Raw genomic sequence first — 22,536 nt, 5'->3', positions numbered from 1 at the left:
CGGTCATACCTCTTGCCAGAGTAATAGAACGTTCTAGAACGTTTAAAGAGAAAAGCATGCCATCCACGGATTCACGGGGGCTTCTGTGTTGTGTGCACGAGCCGTTCTCTCATCATGGCGAGCATGATGGCGCGCACTTCTTGAGGGAACGGAGCATGACATGCCAGATATTGTACATGCGCGGATTGACAACCGCCTTGTCCACGGACAGGTCGGAAACTCGTGGGTCGGTGCGACTGGCGCCAACCTCGTGGTAGTTGCCGACGACGAGGTCGCCGTGGACCCCATCCAGAAGTCCCTCATGAAGATGACGGCGGACTCCTCGGGCTGCGGTATCAGGTTCTTCTCGGTTCAGAAGACGATTGACGTCATTGGCAAGGCGAGTTCCAGCCAGCACATCTTTCTTATCGTACAGAATCCCAAGGTCATGCGCGCCTTGGTCGAGGGCGGGGTCCCCCTCAAGGAGGTCAACGTAGGCAACATGCACGCGACGCCCGGCAAGCGCGTGTTTCGCGAGAGCCACGTCTACGTGGACGACAACGACGTGGCGGACATCGAGGCGATGAAGGAGGCAGGGGTCAAGCTCTATATCCAGATTCTGCCGGGCGACAAGAAAATCTATCTCTAAGAGGTAAGTGGTTCAGGCAGGTCGCTCTGATACGAACGACGTAAGCGTAGGAGAAGGAGGAAGGCATGGACATTACCCTTATTCAGGGGCTGCTGCTCGCGCTTGTCGGCTTCATATGCGCGTGTGACGCCCAGTTCGAGGCGTTCTACTGGTTCCGCCCGATGGTCGTCGCGTTCTTTGCCGGGATCGTGCTGGGGGACATCCCCCTCGGCGTCATGTGCGGTGCCGTCGCGGAGCTGTCGTATTTGGGTCTTCTCACGGTGGGCGGGACGGTTCCGCCCGACCCGCTCATGGCCGGCATGATGACGGTGGTCATCGCCTACACCACCGGCCAGAGCGCGGACGCGGCAATTGGCCTCTCTCTGCCGTTCGCGCTCCTGGCGCAGTGGGTGGGCATTCTGTTCAACACCGCCTACGTCTGGGTTGCCCACAAGTGCGACGCCTACGCCGCCGACGCCGACGTCAAGGGCTTCGGGCGCATGATTCCGCTCGCCATGTGCTTCAAGGCGGCTGTGATCGCGCTTCTCGTCTTCCTGTGCTCCTTCGCGCTGCAGGGTCCCATCCAGATCTTCGTCAACGCGTTTCCCGCGTGGCTCATCCACGGCTTCGAGATCGCGGGCGGCCTTCTGCCGGCCGTCGGCCTGGGCCTGCTGCTCATGGTCATGATGAAGAAGAACAACATCGTGTACCTGTTCCTCGGATTCATTATGGCGACCTTCCTCGACCTGCCGAACGTGCTGCCGGTCGCCATCGCGGCCGTGTGCCTGGCCTACATCAACTATCGACACGAGAAGAGGGCCGACGAGGTCGCCGCCTTGGTGTCCGCGTCCGGTTCCGCAGACGGGGGCGAGAGCGATGGCATCTAACGAGACCCAGGCAACCCAGGGCAAGCTCACCAAGAAGGACCTCAACCGGCTGGGACTTCGCTCCATCCTGATGCAGTGCGGCTTCAGCTTCGAGCGCATGCAGGCGCCGGGCTTCACGTGGTCCATGCTGCCGGCGTTCCAGAAGCTCTACGGAGACTCCAAGGAGGACCTGTCCGAGTTCATGACCTACAACATGGAGTTCATGAACACTGAGATGCACATGGGGACCTTCCTTATGGGGCTTATCCTCTCCATGGAGGAGCAGCACACCGACCGCAAGCTCATCGCGGGCATCAGAAACGGTCTCTTCGGGCCACTCGCCGGCCTGGGTGACGCCATCTTCTGGTTCACCGTCCTGCCCATCTCGGCGGCCATCTGCTGCTCGCTTGCACAGGACGGCTCGGTGCTGGGTCCCATCCTCTATATGATTATCTGGGGCTTCATGGCCATCTCGCGCATCTGGTTTGCGGACTTTGGCTATCGAGTGGGCTCCCGGTTCATCACGAACATGACCGAGCAGACCAAGTACCTGACCGAGGCCGCCGGCATCCTGGGCATGATGGTCGTGGGCGGGCTCATTCCCTCCTACGTGTCCTTTGCCTTCAGCGACGAGCTCGTCTTTGGCGTTGCGAGCACCACGGTGCAGTCCGTCTTTGACGGCATCCTGCCCAACATCTTACCGCTGGCCATCGTCTTCGCGGTCTACGGGCTGTTCAAGAAGAACGCGAACGTCGTGGTCATCATCGTGGGGCTCATCGCGTTCGGGATCCTCATGTCGTTTCTGGGGTGGATGTAAGCAGGCGCAAAGCCAACGCTAAGAGATCGGCGTGGTGCCGAGAAAGGAAGAACATGACAGACGAGAAGCCCACCATGATGACGTACATCAAGGCCACTCCCGAGCAGCTGGCCACCAACACGCGTGACGCGCATGACATCACGCGCTCGCTCGTGGACGCCTACGTCTCGGGCGGATACGAGAGGGTCGTGATCGTGGCCTGCGGCTCGAGCGCGAACGGATCCCAGTGCGCCCTGCCTCTCATGATCAAGTACCTGCGTCAGGACGTGCAGGTGGTGCCCCCCGAGACGTTCAACTGCTGCAAGCACGCCCTGGGCAAGACGGACTTCGTGTTCGCCGTCTCCCAGAGCGGGTGCTCCACGAACACCATCGCCACGCTCGACAGGCTGCGTGAGATGGGACGGCTCTCCATCGGCCTCACCGGCAACGTGGGCGCAGACTTCAAGGACCACGCCGACCTGTTGGTCGACTGGTGCGTGGGAACGGAGAACGTGGGCTACGTCACCAAGGGAGTGACGACGCTCGCGCAGTTTCTCATGCTCTTTGCCCTGGGGGCCTCGCAGGCCAAGGGCCTCACGAGCGACCGGGACTACGCTGCCGTCATGGCTGAGATGGCGCAGGTTTCCGAGCGCCACGAGGTCGTGCAGCGCGAGACCAACGAATTCTACGAGCGCAACCGTGCCGCGCTCACCTCTCTGGGCGCCGTTTACTCCTGCGGCTTTGCCCAGGGCTATGGGGTCGCCTGCGAGAGTGCCCTCAAGATCGGCGAGACCATCAAGGTCCCGAGCTTCGCCTATGAGGCTGAGGAGTACATACATGGCCCCCACCTGCAGCTCACTCCCAAGTATACGGCCTTCTTCTACGATGACCTAGGAGTGTGCGGAGAGCGCCTCCACACGATCTACCGGGCGACGCGCACGGTGACGGACTACGCCTACGCGGTCACGAACAGCCCGGAGGTCGATGACGCCCACGCCGTGAGGCTCCCGTTCGAGATTGGCGAGCCCCTGCTGGCGCCGCTCTACGTGCTGCCCTTCTGCCAGACGATCGCGTTTCGCGCGAGCACCGAGCTCAGCTCGTGGGACAGCCACCCGCTGCTATCCCAGTTCGGGGACATCGCCGCGACCAAGACGAAGAGCATCTCCCAGGTGATGCCCTACTAGAGGCGCGCGGGCTTCTCGCACTCTAAGCTCTGCGCCCCCTGGGGCCGCGCGGCTCCAGGGGGCGCAGAGTCTGCTTTGGGTGGATGCAGCTAGGCGGCCGTCTCTGCGTCGAGGGTCTCGCGGATGGCGAGAATGAAGGCGCGGGTGTCCAGGGTCTGGGGGCTCGGCAGCGAGGTGATGCGAGCGAGGTCGCCCGTCATGCGCCCGGACTCGATCGTGTGGAGGGTCGCCGCCTCCAGCCTTCCGGCAAAGTCGGCCAGGTCGGCCAGGCCGTCGAGTTCGCCTCGCTTGCGCAGGGCACCGGTCCAGGCGAAGATCGTGGCCACGGGGTTGGTCGAGGTCCTCTCGCCCCTGAGGTGGCGGTAGTAGTGGCGCTGCACCGTGCCGTGCGCGGCCTCGTACTCGAAGACGCCCTCGGGACTGACCAGCACGCTCGTCATCATGGCCAGAGAGCCAAAGGCCGACGAGAGCATGTCGCTCATCACGTCGCCGTCGTAGTTCTTGCACGCCCAGATGAACCCGCCCTCGGACCTCATGACGCGAGCCACGGCGTCGTCGATGAGGGTGTAGAAGTACGAGATGCCAGCCGCCTCGAAGCGCGCGCGGTAACGGGCCTCGTAGAGCTCTGCGAAGACGTCCTTGAAGCGGTGGTCGTAGGTCTTGGAGATGGTGTCCTTGGTGGCGAACCACAGATCCTGACCCGTGGCCAGCGCGTACTCAAAGCAGCTGCGCGCGAAGCTCTGGATGGACGCGTCGAGGTTGTGCTGGCCCTGCACCACGCCAGGGCCGTCGAACTCGTGGACGAGCTCGCGGCGCTCGGTGCCGTCGGCCGCCGTGTAGACGAGCTCGACCTTGCCGGGGGCGTCGATGTGCATCTCGACGTTTCTGTAGACGTCGCCGTAGGCGTGACGCGCGATGGTGATGGGCCGCTTCCAGACCTTCACGACCGGCTCGATGCCCCCGACCACGAGCGGGGCGCGAAACACGGTGCCGTCGAGAAGCGCGCGGATGGTGCCGTTGGGGCTCTTCCACATCTGCTTGAGGCCGTACTCCTCCACGCGTTGGGCGTTGGGGGTGATGGTGGCGCACTTGACGGCCACGCCCAGTCGCAGGGTCGCCTGGGCGGAGTCAACGGTGACCTGGTCATCGGTCTCGTCGCGATGCTTGAGACCCAGGTCGTAGTAGTCGGTCTTGAGGTCGACGTAGGGGCAGATGAGCTCGTCTTTGATGAGCTGCCAGATGATGCGGGTCATCTCGTCGCCGTCCATCTCGACGAGGGGGACGCTCATGGAGATCTTGGGCATGGTTACCTCCGGAGTTCGTGCGAATCGTGGGTCGAGCGTAGCACGGCGTCGGCGGAGATAATCGCGCCGGCGCCGTGTGGAGACACGTTCGATACAGTTTGCGATGCGCGAGTGCCGCTCAGCGGCGAGACCGGGCGCAGCCGAGAAATCTAGGCGAGCCCGGCCGTGAGCCAGGAGGGCTGCTCCGCGCTCACCACGCGCGCGCAGGCGTAGGCGTCGGCAAGCTCGAGGGTGGCTGCGACCTCGTAGCCGGAGGGCGTGGCCGCAAGGGCGAGCGCGCGGCCGTCGTCTGCCGGGACGAGCAGCCTGACGTCGTCGGCGATTGCGTCGTAGGCGCAGGTCGCGGTGCGCGGGCTTCTCTCCACGAGCGGTGCGGCCGCAAAGGCGGGGGCAGGCAGGCTGGAATCGAGCGTCACCTGGGCGAGAGAGGTCGCGTAGCGCGCGGGTCGGGCGGAGCCCCCGGTGGCAAAGGCAGCGAGCTCCCAGGGGATGTCGCCGTCCAGCGGTTCGAGACGTGCGTAGACGGCCGCGCCCGCAGAGGTGAGAAGGCCCGTGTCGAACTCCGCGCGCGATCCGTCCGGAGCCACGGCGAGAAGCCCCTGGGCCTGGACGCGCGCGAAGGTCATGATGAGGTAGGCACGCAGGACGCTGCGGTCCGCGCCCCAGTCCTCGGGCGCGGCAAGGGAGGCGAGGTCTTGGAGCGCCTCGTCCCAGGGGCCGAGCGACACGGTCTGCGTGAGGGCGCGCTCGGGGTCCACGGCATCGACGGGCAGCTTCCGCTGGGGGAGAAAGGCGGCCCACGCGCCGGCCGGGCGAGGGGCGAGGCCCTCGAGGCCCACCTCGTCGGGATCGGCGCCGTCCACCGAGGCGAGCGACCAGAACTTGCCACCCTGTGCCTTGACCGAGCGGCGCAGGGTGGCCGTGACAGGCGTCGAGCCGTCAGCACGCAGGAAGCGCAGGGGGAACGTGACCTCGCTGCGCGTCCCCTCGAGCGTGTGGGTTGAGCGGGCCACGCGGAAGTCCTCCTCGAGCGTGGTCAGGGGATCGACGGTGGGCGGCAGCAGCTGGTAGAGGAGGCTGAGCTGCTCATTGGGGGAGCGCACCTCGGCATGGAAGTCCTGAGGGGGTCCGCTGGGGGCGTGCGTCGTGGACGGCATGGAGGACCGCGCCGTGTGTGCAGTTGCGGGCTCGTCGACGCGTGCCGCGGCGGGTTTGGGTTCGGCCTCGCCCTCCTTCTGCTCGGGAACGTAGGTGATGGTGAGGGAGATCGAGGGCTCAGGCGATCCAAAGACGGGTGCGCGCCGAGGCTCCCCCTCGGGTTTGGGTTCCGACGCGGCCGCAGGCTCGGTCTGCGTTGCGGATGTGGGGTCGGCTACCAGCGCAGGCTCGAGCGCGGTCGCGGATGCGCCGGCTGCCTCCGGTTTGGGTTCTCCCTCGGGCTCCGCCTCGGACCCAAACCCGATATCGGGTTTGGGTTCAGCTTCGCTTTGCTCGGCCCCAGGCACGGACCCAAATTCGTGGGAGGGTTTGGGTTCAGCTATGCGCTGGGGCTCGGATAAGGCCTCGGGGGTGGACGGCGTCGCCTCCTTGGGCTTCTCGGTGGGACGCGGCTTGACTGGTCGCAGGCCCTTGGCCTCCTTGCGACGCTTCCAGGGCTTGCCGTTCGCCGCGCTCTTGCTGCTCGCGCCGTTGGCAGGGCCCTCGAGGGCCCGGTCGTAGTCCTCGCAGGCATGGACCGTTGCGTAGACGTAGCCCTTCTTGAAGGCGGTGACCCTGAGGAACTCGGGCAGGGCCTCGCAGAGGGAGCGAGTGTCGGCGAACCCGAGGTCCGCAGGGGCAAGGTCGTCCTTCGCGAGAACCTCCTCCACGCGGGCGAGGGCAGTCTGTGCGCCCACGCCAAGCTCGTTCGAGAGGAGCTGGTACAGATAGAGGCGGTTGCCAGGGGTGATCGTGGGCATGGTCGGCCTTTCTCAAGCTATGGTGGCGCGCCGAGGCGCGAGAAGATGCACGTGCCTTGTTCTACCCATCAAAGCGCTCTGAGGGCTCCTCGGCGGGTTCTTCTGCCGGACGCGTTCGCGAGGATGCCCGCTCAAAGCGCGACTCTATGCGAGGGTGTCAATGCAAAAGGGTACTGGGGACCCAGAACCTCGCGCGGCTGCGAGTCCTATCCCTGCGACCCGTGGTGCCGTGCGGCGTAGTTGCGCAGGTTCTCCACGGTCGACTCCATGCCGTGGGGCGCGTAGGAGAGCTGCTCGAGTTCGTCCAGTTCATGGGGCAGATAAGTCGCGAGCGAGAGTTCGGCGGTCTGCTCCGGGTGCTCGGGTGCGGGTCCCGGTGCCGGTCGCGTGGTCAGAGCGAGCACGTGTGCCCCCCGGGCGCTCAGGCGCTCCTCGTACTCGCTTGCGAGGTCGCAGGGAGCCTCGGCGTGCGCGTCTCGGCTGGACCAGAGAAGCTCGTAGCCCGCAAGGGGCACCTGGGTGAGCATGAAGTCAAAGAGCGGCTGGCTGTCGGTGCGCAGGCGCACCTCGCCGTCGCCGGACAGGACCGCGCGAAAGTCCATGAGGCGCTCCATGCTTGCCATGCGCCTCTTGGCCTCGCGCTTGCGCGGAAACGGCGTGGGAAAGTTCAGGTAGATGCGGGAGAGCTCGCCAGCCGAGAAGAACTCGCGGATGCGCATCCCGTCGCCGGGCACGATCAGCACGTTGGAGAGGCCGCTCTCGCAGGCGAGCTGGGCGGCGTGGGCGATGCAGATGGGCTCGCTGTCCATGCCTACGAACAAGACGTCGGGCTCTTGTCGCGCGGCCTCGACGGTGAATGACCCCTTGCCGCAGCCCAGGTCAAGACGCACCTCGGAGAAGCGATTCGCGCCTCCCTCTTGCGCGCTCGTTCCAAGGCCGGGCCAGCACGCCTCGGCCCAGCGACCGCGCCAGCGCTCGGGTGCGGGTTCGATGGCGGAGGCGTAGCGCTCCAGGCGCTCCTCGAGGACGAAGCTCTTGGGGATGCGAGCGTGTAGGCCGTGCATAGGGATCCGTCCTTCGGGTGGTAGGTTTTGGGCAGGTTCATGATAGGTTCGGGGCGGCGTGGTGATCGGCGCCTGGGTGCGCGCCGCCCTCTAGAGCAGCTCGTCCAGGGTGGCTCCGTAGGAGGGGAGAAACTCGCGCACGAAGTCGGCGACCTCGGGGAGCTCGTAGCTTGCCTCCTCGACGGAGGCGCGGCAGGTCTTCTCGGCGCTCGCGAACTCCGCGTTGCCCGAGCGAGCCTCGTCGACGCACTTGATGAGGGCCGAGATCTTGTCGGCGGCCTTGACGAGGCGGCGCAGGTAGAGCTCGTCCGCATCGGCGTCGGCCGTGGGCCAGAAGACATCCTCGAAGGCGGGGCGCAGGTCGGCGGGCAGGGTCTCGAGGAGGCGCTCCTCGGCGGAGGCCTCCACGGCCTTGTAGGCGTCGTGAATCTGCCCGTCATGGTACTTGACGGGGGTGGGCAGGTCGCCGGTGATGATCTCGGAGGCGTCGTGGTAGAGCGCCACGAGCGCTGCGCGCTCAGAGTCGAGCGCGCAGCCGTGGCGCACGTTGGCGATCACGCAGAGCATGTGCGCGATGAGGGCCACCTCGAGCGAGTGCTCGGAAAGGTTCTCGGGGCGCGAGCTGCGCATGAGGGCCCAGCGCTCGATGTACTTCATGCGCGAGAGAATCGCAAGGAAGTGTGACTCACGTGGCTGCGATGAGCCGTCAGATTCCCGGATGCCTCCAGAAAGCTCCTCGGCCACTAGTCCTGGTCCTCCTGGATGCTCTGGAGCGTGGCCATGAGGGCGGGGATGACCTGCTTCTTGCGACTCACCACGCCCGGGAGCTTGGCGAGGCCGTCCTCGGGCTCAACGTCGAACGCGCGCGACACGATGCCATCTGCGTCCTCTCCGTACCACAGGACCTCGCTCGAGGAGGTCTTGACGTCCGTGAACAGGTAGAAGACGAGCGGGAGCTCCTCGGCCTGCGCGGCCTCGGGCAGGTAGGGCCCCACGAGAGCCTCGGCGGCCTTGCGGCTGTTCTCGGTCATGAAGCTGCCCTGGCCCACGCCGAACTTGACGTTGCCGCGGCTGAAGATCTTGAAGTCCTGATGGAAGACCTCCTCGGCCGTGCGGCCGGTGAGGTCGGCGCCGGCCTCGAACATGGCGTCGGCGTAGCTGGGGATGTCCTCGCCGCAGATCTTGGCGAGCGCCTTGCCGGCCTTTTGGTCAACAGGCGTGCAGGTGGGCGAGCGAAACGCGAGCGTGTCGGAGAGGATGGCCGAGAGCATGAGCCCCGCGATGCTCGGGGGGATCTCCACGTCGTTCTCCTGGTAGATCAGGTAGAGAATCGTGCAGGTGCAGCCCACGGGCATGTTGCGGAACAGGGCCGGGCCCGAGGTCTCGATCGAGCCGATGCGGTGGTGGTCGATGATCTCCATGATTTCGGCCTGCTCGAGGCCCTCGACCGCCTGGGTGCGCTCGTTGTGGTCGACCAGGATGACGTGCTTTTTCTTGGCGGTGAGCAGGCTGGAGGAGCTGATGAGGCCCGCGTACGTGCCGTTCTCGTCGATGATGGGGAAGAAGCGGTGACGCGACTTGGCCATCATCTTGCGGGCGTCGTCGATCGAGGTGTTGACGCTCACCTTGAGGATGTTCTCGGCGAGCATCTTGGCCCGCACGGGGATAGACATCGAGATGAGCCTCGCGGCGGCGTAGGTGTCGTACGGCGTGGTGATGATCGAGCAGCCGTGGCGCCGGGCCGAGGCCACGACGCGGTCCGAGACGTGCGCGCTGCAGCAGATGATCAGGCAGCTCGCGTCACACTCGACGGCGAACTGCTGGGTCTCGTAGCGGTTGGTCACCAGGACGATGTCACCCGCCTTGACGGTGTCCTCCATCATCTCGGGGGTGGTGCCCACGCGGACGTCGCCCGCGTGAACGGTGTCCGCGGGGTTGCCGAGGATCATCTCGCCGTTGAGCGTGGAGACGATGTTGGCGTAGCTGGTGTGGGAGTCGGCGACGATGCTCGTGTCGAAGACGTCCATGTTGGCGTTGGCGATGTCCTTGACGGCGATGAGGCCCTCGAGGTTGTTCTGGGGGTCGGTGACGCACAGGGTGTCGACCTTGGTCTCACGCATGAGGTTCCAGGCGGCGAACAGGCTCATCTCGGAGTCGATGCCGGCCTGACGCTGAATCTCGGTGTCCTTGACCTGCGGCATGACGGAGGTGATGAGCTGCGGTTCGTCGAAGCCAAAGTGCTTGAGGACAAAGGCCGTCTCTCGGTTGATGGTGCCCGCCCGGCGCGGCTCGTAGATGTTGGTCTTGCCGACCGTGTTCTTGAGGTAGGCGTAGCTGATGGCCGAGCAGATGCTGTCTGTGTCCGGGTGGAGGTGGCCGATGATGTTGACCTTGCGGATTGCCTCTGGCATGAGAGCTCCTTGAAGTGCGCGGCGCGCAGGATCGCGTTTGGTTTCCTATCCGCATTGTGCCACGTGGTGGGCAGGATTTCAGCAGGACGTCCGTAAAGGGCCCGTTTCTTGAAGGCGACGTGAAAACGGGGGGCGAGCCCGATAGAATGGGAGATCACTTCATCCGCAACCCCCCGAGAGGCGAGAAGCCCCATGGCCGAATTCGTGTATCAGTTCTACAAGGCCCGCAAGGCCGTTGGCGACAAGCTCATCCTTGACGACGTCACCGTGGGCGTCTTCCCCGGTGCCAAGATCGGCGTCGTGGGGCCCAACGGAGCGGGCAAGTCCACGCTGCTCAAGGTCATGGCCGGCCTCGAGGACGTCTCCAACGGCGAGGCTCAGCTCACGCCCGGCTACTCGGTGGGGATCCTGCAGCAGGAGCCGCCGCTCGACGAGGACAAGACCGTCCGCGAGAACATCGAGCAGGCCTTCGGCGATGTCCTGGCCCAGATCGCGCGCTTCAACGAGGTGAGCGCCGAGATGGCTCTGCCCGACGCCGACTTCGACGCCCTCATGGAGGAGATGGGCGCCCTCCAGACCCAGATCGACGCCGCCGACGGCTGGGACCTGGACTCCCAGCTCTCCCAGGCCATGGATGCGCTGCAGTGCCCCGACCCTGATGCCCCGGTGGCCCAGCTCTCCGGTGGAGAGCGCCGTCGCGTGGCGCTGTGCCGTCTGCTGCTTGAGGCTCCCGACCTGCTGCTGCTTGACGAGCCTACCAACCACCTCGACGCCGAGTCGGTGCTATGGCTCGAGCAGTTCCTCCACCGCTATCCCGGGGCCGTCATGGCCGTCACGCACGACCGCTACTTCCTCGACGACGTGGCCGAGTGGATTTGCGAGGTCGACCGCGGAAAGCTCTACCCCTACGAGGGCAACTACTCCACCTACCTGGAGAAGAAGGCCGCTCGTCTGGAGGCTCAGGGCCAGCAGGACGCGCGCCGCGCTAAGAAGATGAAGGCCGAGCTCGCGTGGGTGCGCAGCTCGCCCAAGGCGCGTCAGGCCAAGAGCCGCGCCCGTCTGGAGCGCTACGAGCAGATGGAGGCCGAGGCCCGCAGCGCCAAGCGGGTCGACTTCACGGACATCCAGATTCCCGTGGGCCCGCGCCTGGGGGCCAAGGTCCTCGTGGCTGACCACCTGGGAAAGTCCTTCGGGGACCGCGTGCTTATCGACGGCCTCTCGTTCATCTTGCCCAGAAACGGCATCGTGGGCGTGATCGGTCCCAACGGTGTGGGCAAGACCACGCTGTTCAAGACCATCGCGGGACTCGAGGGGCCCACGGCGGGCGCGCTCGAGGTGGGCGAGTCCGTTAAGCTCTCCTACGTGGACCAGATGCGCTCCGGCATCGACGACGACAAGACCCTCTGGGAGGTCGTGAGCGACGGAAACGACTTCATTCGCGTGGGGGACGCTGAGATTCCGAGCCGCGCCTACGTGGCGGCCTTTGGCTTCAAGGGATCTGACCAGCAGAAGCGTGCCGGCGTGCTCTCTGGTGGCGAGCGCAACCGCCTAAACCTCGCGCTCACCCTCAAGCAGGGGGGCAACCTCCTGCTGCTCGACGAGCCCACCAACGACCTCGACGTGGAGACCTTGGAGAGCCTGGAGGAGGCGCTCGAGCGCTTCCCGGGCTGCTCGGTCGTGATCTCCCACGACCGGTGGTTCCTCGATCGCGTGGCCACGCACGTCCTCGCGTGGGAGGGCGACGACGAGAACCCCGGGCGCTGGCACTGGTTCGAGGGCAACTTCGCCGCCTACCAGGCCGACCGCGTCTCTCGCCTGGGCCCGGATGCCGCGCAGCCGCACCGTCTGCATCGCAAGCTCACGCGCGACTAGGGCATCTGGAGCAACTAGAATCAAAGAGGACGGGCGCCTCGCCCTCTGGGCGCGAGCCGAGCCCAACCGGGCGGCGAAGGCGCCAACCGACGTACGCCAACGAACAACGGGAGCTGCCATGATACGGATAGACCGCGTCAGCAAGAGCTACGACGGAGGGGAGACCCTCGCGGTCAGGGACCTCTCGCTCGAGATAAGAAGCGGTGAGATCTTCGGGCTGCTCGGCCCTAACGGGGCGGGGAAGTCAACGCTGCTCAACATGCTCGCGGGGGTGCTCGCCCCCACCTCGGGCACGGTCGAGCTCGATGGGGTTGACGTGGTCGAAGAGCCCCTTGCGGCCAAGCGGAGCCTCTGCTTCGTGAGCGACTCGCCCGACCACCTGCTGCGCCTCAAGGGCCACGAGTTCCTCCGCTTCATCGCCGACGTCTACCAGATTCCCACCGAGGCCCGCGCCGAGCGCATCGACCGCCTGGCCCGGGAGTACGGGATGCAGGACGAGCTGGACAACCAGATCCAGTCGTACTCCCACGGCATGCGCCAGAAGATGATGGTCATGGGCGCCCTCCTGCCCGACCCCGCCGTCTGGATTCTCGACGAGCCCATGACCGGGCTCGACCCCAAGGCGTCGTGGCTGCTCAAGCAGTCCATGCGCGCCCATGCCGACGCCGGGAAGACCGTGCTCTTCTCGACGCACGTCCTCGACGTGGCCGAGAAGGTCGTGGACCGCGTGGGGGTCATCGCCAAGGGGGAGCTGCTCTTTGTGGGCACCGTCGAGGAGATGCGCGCGCACTTTCACAACTCGGGCTCGCTCGAGGAGATGTTCCTCGAGCTCACCTCAGGAGACTCCCCGTTTGCGCCGGAGCCGGCCGAAGACGTCCCCGCTTGCCCGTCCGGTGCCCCCGAGCCCCCGGAGGTGCGCTAGATGACGCGCGCGACAGTGCCTGACTCCTTCTCCTGGACCCAGTTCAGGGTGCTGTTCCGCGTGATCGGGAGGGGCGAGGAGAGGATTGACGCCGCGGGCGTGGGCATGTCGCTCGGGGCCAGGGGGCACGGGAAGAGACGCCTGGGCGCCGGCCTGCGCCGCGTGATGACGCTCGCCGCGTTCCTCCTGCTCGCATCGTTGTTCTTCTCCATGGGCCTGGCAATGGGCTTCATGGGCGCCACGCCCTACGCCGCGTTTTCCTTTGCCCTCGTCTGCTTCGTGGTCATGACGGTCTTCATCGGCCTCTACCAGGCCGTGAACGTGCTCTACTTTGTGCGCGACCTTGGTTACTACCTCACGCTGCCCCTCTCCTCCGTGACGGTGATGTGGGCCAAGCTGGCTCACTTCCTGCTCATGTCGACTACCAACGACCTGTTCGTCCTGCCCGTGGGGCTCGGGTGCCTGTGGGCTCTTGGGGCCGAGCCTGCGGCCTACGTCATCATGTCCGTCGCGTTTGTCCTGTGCGCGCTGGCGGTGAACCTCGCGCTGGTCATCATATGCGTGCCACTCATGCGCTTCTCGCGGGTCGCCCGCGACAAGGACAGGTTCTCGCGTGCGTTTGGGGTGCTGATCACGGTCTTCGCGCTGGCGGTAGGCGTCTCCAGCCAGTTCGTCTTCAGGGGTGACGGGATGGGGAGCCTGGCGGCCGGCGCGGGGTCCCTGGCCTCCGAGGGCCCGTCCGCCGTCGTCATGGGGCTTCTGTGCCCGCCGGCGCTCGTGGCGCGCCTGGTCATCGAGGGCGGGCCGCTTGAGGTGGCCGGGGGCCTTGTTGCCATGGCCGCCCTCGTGGCGCTTTACGCCGCGCTGCTCTCCCTTCTGGCGCGCCGCTGGTACTTCGAGGGCGTCCAGGCCCTCCAGGGCGCGGGCGGCAAGAGGAGCTCGCGTCGGTTCGAGGTCTCCGACCTGCGCGCCGCCGTCAGGACTCGGGGCGCGTTTGCGGCCAACCTCGCGCGAGACTGGAAGATGATGGCGCGCACCCCGGCCTTCTTCAACCAGTTCGTCCTGAGCCCGGTGCTCATGCCGGTCTACTTCGTCGTGATCATCGTCGTGTCCGTGGTGTTCGGCTTCTCTCAGGCGGGCGACGCCGGCATGGACTCCGACGCCCTGCTGACGATGGTGCCGGCCCTCACCTCTGCGGTAACCCCCGGCAGCGAGGTCCTCACCTGGTGCGCCCTCGGCGTCTTTGGCCTCGCGGTCTTCATGGGCTTCTCGTCGTATGCGCTCGTGATGGCGGTGAGCCGCGACGGCGAGGACTTCTTCTACCTGCGCGCCATGCCTATGGACTGGTCGGCCTACCTCGCCGCGAAGCTCGTGCCGACGACGCTCATGGGCGCGGTCCCCATCCTTGTGCTCATGGTCGCGCTCATGGTCGCCTTGCGTGTCCCCCTTGTCTCGGTCGCCTATCTCGCTACCCTCTACGTGGCGGCCATAGGGGCGCTCGACCTCTTCTCCCTGGGTCTTGGCGCACGCTTCCCACGCCTCCACTGGGAGAATGAGGCCCAGCTCACCAAAGGCGGATCGGCGGCGCTCATCGTGTACGCGGGGCTGCTTGTGGCCGTGCTGGTCATGGCGGTCCCGGCGCTCGTCGCGGCCCTGCCCATGCTGACGGGGGGCGTCGTGGCGGTCCCCGCGGCCCAGGCCGCCGCCCTTGCGCTGCAGATCGGCGAGTGCGTCCTCGCGGCCTGGTGGGCCCTTGTTCGCTGCGCCGGGCCCCTCGGTCGCCGCGAGCCGTAGGGAGTCGCGTCCCGGCGGCCCGACGGTCGCCGCTACCGCGTCTCTCGGTCGTGGCCGATGGGCTGGTAGAACAGGCGGGCCACCTCGGCTGGGTCATGCGTCTGGCCGAGGGCCCACATCGTCTTGGCCACGAGGGCCTCGGTGGTCATGTCGTCTCCGGTGAGGATGCCGTCCTTCTCCGCATAGGCGTGTCCGACCTCGTAGATTCCTAGGTCCAGGCCCTCCTCGGGCACCTGGGTGGTAATCACGAGGGTGCGCCCGGAATCTACCCAGTCAAAGATGGCCTCCTGGTAAGAGCGGTCATAGGCGGGGATGCCACCGATGCCAAAGGTCTCCACGATCACGGCGTCATAGTCGCGCTTGAGGAGCTCGAAGATGCTCGGGCGCAGCTCAGGCGTGAGCTTGAGCACGATGACGCGCTCGTCGAGGTCGTCGTAGAAGCGTGGTTTGCGGGCCTGGTCACGAGGTTCCGGGTGGGGGTCCGTCGCGCGCACGATGCGATCGTTGCGCAGGTAGGCCAGAGGCGGAAAGTTCATGCTCACGAAGGCGTTGAAGCTCATCGTGCGCTGCTTGCGGGCACGCGCCCCGCAGATGACCTGTCCGCCAAAGACGACGCTCACGTCATGGCTCTCCTCGTCGCAGGCATAGAGAACTGACTGGTAGATGTTGAGCTTGGCGTCGGTGAAGGGGCTGGCCATGGGCTGCTGCGAGCCTGTGAGCACGATGGGCTTCGCGCTGTCCTGGATGAGGTAGGAGAGGGCCGCGGCTGTGTAGGCCATGGTGTCGGTGCCGTGCAGGATGACGAAGCCGTCGTAGCGCGCGTAGGCCTTGCGGATGACGTGCGCCATGCGCATCCAGTCGCGCGGGCGCATATTGGTGCTGTCGATGTTCATGGGCTGAACGAAGTCCAGCTCGCAGAGAGTGTCAAGAAGGGGGACCTTCTCGGCGAGCTCGCGGCCCGTGGCCGTGGGGGCAAGGCCCGCTCCCTCCGGGGTGGAGGCGATCGTTCCTCCGGTGGCGATCATGAGGATGCGACGGCGGCTCACGAGAGGCGTCTCCTAAGGGCTAGAGGAGGTAGGTGTGGATGGCCTCGGCGCAGCCGCCGTGGTCGTTGTCGGCCACGCTCGCGTTCGCCGCCGCGCGGACGCGCTCGTTGGCGTTGCCCATGGCGACGCCAATCCCGGCGGATCGTACCATGGCGAGGTCGTTGTCCGCGTCGCCTACGGCGATGGTGGCCTCGGGCGCGATGCCGAGCAGCTCGGCCAGGGCCAGAAGCCCTGCGGCCTTGTCGACGCCGGCCGCTTGGAGCTCGATGCTCGTGGTCTCCGAGTCGATTACCTCGAGGGGCAGGTCGGCGAGGCGCGCGCGGACCCTTCTACGCGCCTCGGTGGTCGTGAAGTGCAGGCCGAGCTTCTGGAACGGCGTGTCCGGGTCGAGCACCACGGCGCGGATGCTGTCCACAGGGGTGCAGGTGGCTGCGTACATGCCCTCGTAGGGGCCCATCTGGTAGCGTCCCATGGAACCGAGCTGGGATGACTGGCAGAAGAAATCGCGCCCCGAGAAGGCCTCGGGCATGGCGTCCTCGCCGGCGCACGCCTCGACGACGCGTCCGATGAGCTCATGCTCGATGTTGGTCTCGGAGAGGACTCTGTTCGCGGAGAGGTCAAAGAGGACGGCTCCGCTGTCGCAAATCGCGTAGCGCACGTGGGGGAGCTCGTCGGCGTAAAGGGCCACCATCACCGGGCAGCGACCCGAGCAGAGCGCGATGTCCTTTCCCGCGTGCGCCGCCTGGCCGATGGCCTCGATCGAAGAGGAGAGGACTCGCTTCCTAGAATCTAGGAGGGTCCCGTCCATGTCAAAGGCTATGAGATCGTAGGTCACGCTGCTCTCCTTCTTGCGTCCGGGGGCCCTAAGGATAGCGCGTGGTGGGCTGCTACTTTGCCGACCATACCCGAACGCTTGATTCGAGTGAGCTTTGACCCTGAATTAGGCGTTCGGGTATGGTCGGTTATCGAGACTATGTGAAGTCAGGTTACTGCGGTCGCTTCAATCATACAGGTTGCATTTTTTGCTATCGTCACAGACCCCTTGGTCTGCGGGTCTGAAAAGTCGAGCCTGTCAGATTGCGATAAGGGTGGGGGAGAATGCGGGCAGGTCAGGGAAAGCGAGCCGAGAGGCCTCTCGTGTACGCTCATCCCATGGTGACCTTGACTGACATATCTGCGCTTCGTCTCTGGGCTCACGAGGGCTTGGGAGGCCAGCTTGGAGGACCTTGCTCGACACGTGGGCTGACGTGGTCCTCGGGGTCGGTTAAGGAGCTCATGAAGGTCGCAGAGAATACTTTGAAGGAAGTCCCTACGGAGAGCAATCCCTTGCATGTGCTCGTCTCGGGAAAGGAGGGCCGTCTTCAGTCTCATAAGGTGAGAAATCACATTTGGTCAGGGGCCTTGCCGGCGGGCTCTCTGTACCAGCTGGCTCCAGGAATCATGATTGCCTCTCCCGAGCTTTGCTGTCTGCAGATGGCGAGCCAAGCCACGCTCTCTCGTATGGTGGCACTCGAGATGGAGTGCCTGGGGCTTTATGGCCGCGTGCCGGGACCAAGGGGATTCCTCGACCGTCGCCCCCTCATTTCCAAGGAAGAGCTAAGGAGCTTCTTGGATGACGTGCAAGGACATCGCGGGGTCAACAACGCGCGCCGGGCGCTTCGCTGGGCCCTCGAGGGCTCTCGGTCTCCCATGGAGACAAACGTGGCCGTCATTTTCACGCTCCCCCTCGAGCTCGGCGGCTATGGGTTCTGCCACCCTACGCTTAACTATGTCGTGCGCCCAACGCCAGAGGAGTATCCCCTCTGCCAGGCTCCCTACTACAGCGTGGACGTCTGCTGGCCGCGGCAAATGGTCGCTCTTGAGTACAACAGCTACATGGAGCACATGGGGCATGTGGCCTTTGACCATGACGGCATGAAGAGGAATTCGCTTGAGGCCTTGGGATGGAAGTTCATAGAGGTGACCAAGGGCCAGCTCTCGGGCGACGCGCTTGACGTTTTGGCGCGTCAGCTGGCCAAGGCTCTGGGTGCTGCGTATTCTCAGTCTGATCCGGGGCTGCGAGACAGGCTTCTTTTGGAGCTTGCATAACGTCGACCATACCCGAACGCCATATTCGGGTGAGTTTTGGGCCTGAATCTGGCGTTCGGGTATGGTCGGAAAAGTAGCTCGCTCTATGCGGCGGCGATTCGACGGCGCTGACGCTGTTCCGCGAGTTCGCAGAAGGCCGCACCGCCCAAGATGAGCGTGCCTCCGAGGATGTTGACCGGCGTGAGCGGCTCGCCAAGTAGCAAGGCCGAGAAGACCACGGCAGAGAGCGGCTCGAGGTAGCCGCAGACGGCCACGCGCTGGACGGGGAGCTCGACTATGGAAGAGAAGTAGAGGTAGCAGCCCACGCCCGTGTTCACGAGTCCCAGGAAGAGGGTGGCGGGCGCGTTGAGACGGGTAAGCTGAGCGAGGGGAAGCGCCATGGACTCCGTTGCCACCGACGCGGCCACGAAGACCACCACGGCCAGCGCGGCCGCGCCGAGCTGGATGGTCGCGCACTCGAGGCCCGCAATGTCCGTGACGCGCTTGCTGCAGATGACCATGACCGCGTACATGACGGCCGACATCGCGCCATAGAAGAGCCCCCAGCCCGACATGCCCGCACCCAGGACCTTTCCCACCACGAGAAACGCGCCGCAGACCACGGCCGCAAAGCCTGCGACCTTGGGAAGCGTGAGGCACTCGCCGAACAGGACGGGTGAGAGGGCCATCACGATGACGGGTCCGCAGTAGTAGGCGAGCGAGGCCACGCCGACGCCTATGAGTCGGTACGCCTCGAAGAGAAAGAGCCAGCCCACGCCCAGGGCCGCACCGGAGGCGGCCAGATAGAGCGCCTGGCGCGGATGCGCACGGGAGGCAAGCGGGGTCGGACTCTGGGCGCGCCCGCGCCGTGAGGCGCGCGAGCGCGAAGCGGCGAGCACCGCCACGAGTGCCAGCGCGCCCAGGACGGTCCGCAGAAGGACCACCAGCGGGCTCGGCAGGTCTATGAGGCTCGCGATGACGCCGTTGGAGCCAAACAGGACGAGTGAGAGGAGGTACTTCTCGGTTGCCTTGGACATGGCAGAGTCTCTTTCTCGCTCTTTTTCGCAGGTGAGGACTACTTTTAAGACTCACTCTGACAGAGGCGCATAGCTGATAAAAGCGAATGTTTGGTATGATTATCATGCTAAAACCAGATGGAAAAGCCAGGGGGAAGGGCAATAGTGGACACCAACATCCAGAAGTACCAGGCGCTCGTCGAGGCCGTGCGCTGCGGTAGCTTCACGCGGGCCGCGCACAACCTCTCCTACAGTCAGTCGGGCGTGAGCCGTATGATTGCGGACCTCGAGCGCGACTGGGGCTTGCGCCTCGTGGAGCGCGGCCGCGCGGGAGTGAGCCCCACCGGGGACGGACGGCAGCTCATGCCCCTCGTCGAGGCCGTTTGCGAAGACTATCGTCGGCTGACGGCTCGCGCGTCCGAGCTGCGCGACCTGGACGCGGGCACCATCAGCGTGGGGACCTTCTCGAGCGTGGCCACCTACGTGCTGCCGCCCGCCATACGTCGGTTTCAGCAGGAGTATTCGGGCATCGACTACGAGCTCCTCATGGGGGACTACTCGGAGATCGAGCGCTGGGTCGCGGAGGGGCGTGTGGACTTTGGGTTTCTGCCGTACGCACCGCGTACGCCCGGGCTCGTCTGCGAGCCGCTCCTCTCCGACGAGCTGCGCGTCGTGATGCCCGAGGGGCATCCCCTCGCGTCTCATGCGGCGGTGAGGCTGGAGGAGCTTCTCGACGATCCGTTCATCTTGCTGGAGCGCTCCGGAGACGACGAGGTCACGCCGCTGTTCGAGCGCGCGGGACTTTCGCCGCGCGTGCGCTTTACCACCTGGGACGACTACGCGATCATGTCGATGGTCGAAAACGGCCTTGGCCTGGCTGTCCTTCCCTCGCTCATCTTGAGTCGCGCGCCCTATCGCATAGAGACGCGCCCGCTCGCCGAGCCTGTGGGGCGCAAGATCAGCGTGGTCTTTCGCGCGGGGTCCCTGGGGGTCGCCGCACGACTCTTCATCGATTTTCTGCGCGCCCGTGACGCAGTGTGAACGAGTGGGTGACGCTTGGCCTTGCGACGCGGCGTGAACGTGCGGGGGACGTTACGTCCTAGCGGTGGTAGTAGGCGCGCCGCTCGTACTTGGGTTCACAGCAGACGTTGATGCCCAGGTTCCTATAGGTGCTCCGGTCCGCGTCGGAGATGATGACCGAGAAGTACGCGTCGCATCCGGCAAGCTGACCGAGCGCATCCACGGTGGCTGCGGCCTTCTGACTCGTGGCTGACGAGAGGGACAGCGCGATGAGGATCTCGTCGGAGTGCAGGCGCGGGTTGCGGCTGCGCAGGTGCTGGGTCTTGAGGCGGCAGATGGGCTCGAGGGCAGCGTCGCTCACCACGTAGGAGCCGCGCTCGATGCCGGCCAGGTGCTTGACGGCGTTGATCAGCAGCGACGCCGCGGCTCCCATGAGGTCCGAGGTCTTGCCGCACACGAGCTCGCCGTCGGGCAGCACCATGGCCGCAGCTGGTCCTCCCGTGGCCTCCTCCTTGGCGAGCGCCGCCTGATGGGCGGGCGAGAAGTCGCAGGTCACGTCGGCCTGACTCATGAGCAGCTCGATCTTGGAGAGCGTGGCGGCTCCGACGCCCGTGCGCCGGAGCTCCTCGGCAGCGGCAAAGTAGCGGCGAACTATCTCGTTTCTTGCCGCCTCCTGGCAGATGGCATCATCGCAGATGCACAGGCCCACCATGTTGACGCCCATATCCGTGGGGGACTGGTAGGGGCTCTTGCCGGCGATCTTCTCCATCATGGCCTTGAGCACGGGAAACGTCTCCACGTCACGGTTGTAGTTCACGGTGACGTCGCCGTAGGCCTCCAGGTGGAAGGGGTCAATGATGTTGCGGTCGTCGAGATCGGCCGTTGCGGCCTCGTAGGCGATGTTCACGGGGTGCCTGAGCGGCAGGTTCCACACGGGGAAGGTCTCGTACTTGGCGTAGCCGGCCTTCATCCCGCGCTTGTTCTCGTGGTAGAGCTGCGAGAGGCATGTGGCAAGCTTGCCCGATCCGGGGCCCGGCGCGGTGACCACCACGAGCGGACGGGTCGTCTCGACGTAGTCGTTCTTGCCAAAGCCCTGATCGCTCACGATGCCGTCGACGTCAGAGGGGTAGCCGTCGATGAGGTGGTGGCGATAGACGAGCACGCCCATGCTCTCCAGGCGCCGCTGGAACGCCTCGGCGTGCGGCTGGCCCGTGAAGTGCGTGATGCACACGCCGCCCACCAGAAACTCGAGCGCCCTAAACGCATCCATGAGGCGCAGCGTGTCCTCGCCGTAGGTGATGCCGATGTCCGAGCGACGCTTTGCGTTCTCTATGTTGTCGGCGTTGATGACGATAATGACCTCGACGTCCTCGCGCAGGCTCTGGAGCATGCGAATCTTGGAGTCGGGTGCGAAGCCCGGGAGCACGCGCGAGGCGTGGTAGTCGTCGAAGAGCTTGCCACCGAACTCGAGGTAGAGCTTGCCGCCAAACTGCCCGATGCGTTCCCGGATCTTCTCCGCCTGCAAGGAGATGTACTTGTCGTTGTCAAATCCGATGCGCATGGGCTTCGGGCTCCTCTCGTGTGGCATGTGGCAACCAAATAGGGTAGCATGCGGGGCGGCGCGCTATCCTTGAGTTGAAAGCCCCGGGTCAGAAAACCGTTTGCGAGGAGGCAGCGATGGAGATCAGGCGCGCAGGCGAGAAGGACCTTCCCGGTCTCGGGCGGTTGCTTGACCAGGTACTGAAGGTGCACGCCCAGGGCCGCCCTGACATCTTTCGCGCGGGAACGCGCAAGTACACCGACGACGAGCTCCGAGAGATCTTGGCTGACGACACGCTCCCCGTCTTCGTGGCCGTGCGCGAAGGTGCCCCGGACGGAGAGATTCTGGGCTACGCGTTTTGTGTGATGCGGGACTATGCGGGGAGTAACAACCTACAGCCGATAAGGACCCTCTACATAGATGACCTCTGCGTGGACGAGTCCGCGCGCGGCCATCACGTGGGCATGGCCCTCTACCAACACGTGGTGAGCTACGCTCGCGCGCAAGGCTGCCATAACCTGACGCTCAACGTCTGGGCATGCAATCCCTCGGCCCAGCGCTTCTACGAGGCCATGGGGATGTCTCCCCAAAAGACCTGTCTGGAGCAGATGCTATAGGGGACCACGCAGATGCTCGAGGAAGCGACGCCACGGTGAGGTTTCAGTCTCTTGCACGAATATCCTTTTATCGCAGTGGCTCCCGTGCAAGAGACTGGTCCTGTTGTAGAAATAACGCGTAGCATCACTAGCGTGCGAACGGTCGCTATTTCTCCCTGAATGGTCTGTTTGTCTGCGTATTACTTGTCATGTCCTGTGGACTTTTGGAATATATATAATAAATAATAAAAATATATAATAGTTTATTAATCTAATAAAAGCCAGATGAATGACGTGTCAACTAACTGATTTGTACATCTGTATGCAAGAGTACAGCTTATTGCACCCATTCTGGCACGAGCTCTGAACCAAGTTGGTAATTCCCAGAGCAGGCCTCGTCAGAAAGAATGGTTTTGTAGCGGAACCAAACGGAAGCATGGCGCAGCAGGTCGCGGACAGCAGGGAGGTGGCGC

Annotated in this window: 19 protein-coding genes; 10 read left to right on the top strand and 9 right to left on the bottom strand. The window is 65.0% G+C overall.

Going from position 1 to position 22,536, the window contains the following annotated elements; genetic code table 11:
• Positions 1-160 precede the first annotated feature (160 nt).
• The 4 genes from agaB (at position 161) to INP52_RS08260 (ending at position 3,453) form a co-directional block, all read left to right on the top strand.
• Complete coding sequence (agaB, locus tag INP52_RS08275; protein WP_194370789.1) at positions 161-628, top strand: PTS galactosamine transporter subunit IIB; 468 nt, start codon at positions 161-163, stop codon at positions 626-628.
• A gap of 65 nt (positions 629-693) precedes the next feature.
• Positions 694-1,494: a PTS mannose/fructose/sorbose/N-acetylgalactosamine transporter subunit IIC gene (locus INP52_RS08270; protein WP_194370787.1), complete on the top strand. Its 801-nt coding sequence runs from the start codon at positions 694-696 to the stop codon at positions 1,492-1,494.
• Complete coding sequence (locus INP52_RS08265) at positions 1,484-2,290, top strand: PTS system mannose/fructose/sorbose family transporter subunit IID (protein ID WP_194370786.1); 807 nt, start codon at positions 1,484-1,486, stop codon at positions 2,288-2,290. The genes INP52_RS08270 and INP52_RS08265 overlap by 11 nt, the downstream gene beginning before the upstream one ends.
• 53 nt (positions 2,291-2,343) lie before the next feature.
• Entirely contained in the window at positions 2,344-3,453 is a 1,110-nt protein-coding gene (locus tag INP52_RS08260) for an SIS domain-containing protein (RefSeq protein WP_194370784.1), read from the top strand.
• An 89-nt stretch (positions 3,454-3,542) separates the two neighbouring features.
• Here the strand turns inward: INP52_RS08260 and INP52_RS08255 are convergent, their stop codons facing one another.
• From INP52_RS08255 to INP52_RS08235, 5 genes are all read right to left on the bottom strand, one after another.
• The gene (locus INP52_RS08255) at positions 3,543-4,757 is read right to left on the bottom strand and encodes an NADP-dependent isocitrate dehydrogenase (RefSeq protein ID WP_194370782.1); all 1,215 of its coding nucleotides are present in this window, start codon (positions 4,755-4,757) and stop codon (positions 3,543-3,545) included.
• Positions 4,758-4,906: 149 nt separating this feature from the next.
• Complete coding sequence (locus tag INP52_RS08250) at positions 4,907-6,715, bottom strand: DUF3825 domain-containing protein (protein ID WP_194370780.1); 1,809 nt, start codon at positions 6,713-6,715, stop codon at positions 4,907-4,909.
• A gap of 206 nt (positions 6,716-6,921) precedes the next feature.
• Positions 6,922-7,779, bottom strand: a complete 858-nt coding sequence (gene trmB, locus INP52_RS08245) for a tRNA (guanosine(46)-N7)-methyltransferase TrmB (protein ID WP_194370778.1) — start codon at positions 7,777-7,779, stop codon at positions 6,922-6,924.
• Between the two features lie 90 nt (positions 7,780-7,869).
• Positions 7,870-8,523 (bottom strand): 5'-deoxynucleotidase, encoded by a 654-nt coding sequence (gene yfbR, locus INP52_RS08240; RefSeq protein WP_228478317.1) that lies wholly within the window; start codon positions 8,521-8,523, stop codon positions 7,870-7,872.
• Positions 8,523-10,190, bottom strand: a complete 1,668-nt coding sequence (locus INP52_RS08235) for a putative manganese-dependent inorganic diphosphatase (RefSeq protein ID WP_194370776.1) — start codon at positions 10,188-10,190, stop codon at positions 8,523-8,525. Before INP52_RS08235 ends, yfbR begins: the two co-directional genes overlap by 1 nt.
• 192 nt (positions 10,191-10,382) lie before the next feature.
• Here INP52_RS08235 and ettA point away from each other — a divergent pair, with 192 nt between their 5' ends.
• The 3 genes from ettA to INP52_RS08220 all read left to right on the top strand — a co-directional run bounded on the left by ettA (position 10,383) and on the right by INP52_RS08220 (position 14,778).
• Positions 10,383-12,062, top strand: a complete 1,680-nt coding sequence (gene ettA, locus INP52_RS08230) for an energy-dependent translational throttle protein EttA (RefSeq protein WP_194370774.1) — start codon at positions 10,383-10,385, stop codon at positions 12,060-12,062.
• Positions 12,063-12,180: 118 nt separating this feature from the next.
• Entirely contained in the window at positions 12,181-12,984 is an 804-nt protein-coding gene (locus INP52_RS08225; RefSeq protein WP_194370772.1) for an ABC transporter ATP-binding protein, read from the top strand.
• Complete coding sequence (locus tag INP52_RS08220; RefSeq protein ID WP_194370770.1) at positions 12,985-14,778, top strand: ABC transporter permease; 1,794 nt, start codon at positions 12,985-12,987, stop codon at positions 14,776-14,778. It begins immediately after the preceding gene.
• Positions 14,779-14,810: 32 nt separating this feature from the next.
• Here INP52_RS08220 and INP52_RS08215 read toward each other — a convergent pair whose 3' ends face one another.
• Positions 14,811-15,803, bottom strand: coding sequence for an asparaginase (locus INP52_RS08215; RefSeq protein ID WP_194372923.1), 993 nt, complete (start codon positions 15,801-15,803; stop codon positions 14,811-14,813).
• 40 nt (positions 15,804-15,843) lie between these two features.
• Complete coding sequence (locus tag INP52_RS08210; protein WP_194370768.1) at positions 15,844-16,659, bottom strand: Cof-type HAD-IIB family hydrolase; 816 nt, start codon at positions 16,657-16,659, stop codon at positions 15,844-15,846.
• 773 nt (positions 16,660-17,432) lie between these two features.
• Here INP52_RS08210 and INP52_RS08205 point away from each other — a divergent pair.
• Entirely contained in the window at positions 17,433-17,912 is a 480-nt protein-coding gene (locus INP52_RS08205; protein WP_194370766.1) for a hypothetical protein, read from the top strand.
• 83 nt (positions 17,913-17,995) lie between these two features.
• Here the strand turns inward: INP52_RS08205 and INP52_RS08200 are convergent, their stop codons facing one another.
• Positions 17,996-18,928 (bottom strand): DMT family transporter, encoded by a 933-nt coding sequence (locus INP52_RS08200; RefSeq protein WP_194370764.1) that lies wholly within the window; start codon positions 18,926-18,928, stop codon positions 17,996-17,998.
• A 144-nt stretch (positions 18,929-19,072) separates the two neighbouring features.
• Here INP52_RS08200 and INP52_RS08195 point away from each other — a divergent pair, with 144 nt between their 5' ends.
• On the top strand, positions 19,073-19,948 hold the full coding sequence (locus tag INP52_RS08195) for a LysR family transcriptional regulator (RefSeq protein WP_194370761.1): 876 nt from the start codon (positions 19,073-19,075) through the stop codon (positions 19,946-19,948).
• A gap of 58 nt (positions 19,949-20,006) precedes the next feature.
• On the opposite strand, the gene INP52_RS08190 is transcribed toward INP52_RS08195, so the two are convergent.
• Positions 20,007-21,488 carry a DUF1846 domain-containing protein gene (locus tag INP52_RS08190; protein WP_194370760.1) on the bottom strand — a complete coding sequence of 494 codons (1,482 nt, stop codon included), beginning with the start codon at positions 21,486-21,488 and terminating at the stop codon, positions 20,007-20,009.
• Between the two features lie 116 nt (positions 21,489-21,604).
• Between INP52_RS08190 and INP52_RS08185 the strand changes: the two genes are divergently transcribed.
• Positions 21,605-22,084 (top strand): GNAT family N-acetyltransferase, encoded by a 480-nt coding sequence (locus INP52_RS08185; protein WP_194370758.1) that lies wholly within the window; start codon positions 21,605-21,607, stop codon positions 22,082-22,084.
• Positions 22,085-22,536: the final 452 nt, after the last annotated feature.

The organism is Thermophilibacter immobilis, assembly GCF_015277515.1.
Classification (GTDB): domain Bacteria; phylum Actinomycetota; class Coriobacteriia; order Coriobacteriales; family Atopobiaceae; genus Thermophilibacter; species Thermophilibacter immobilis.
Note: the sequence above shows the minus strand (reverse complement) of the source record. Positions and strands in the feature narration are given on the sequence as shown.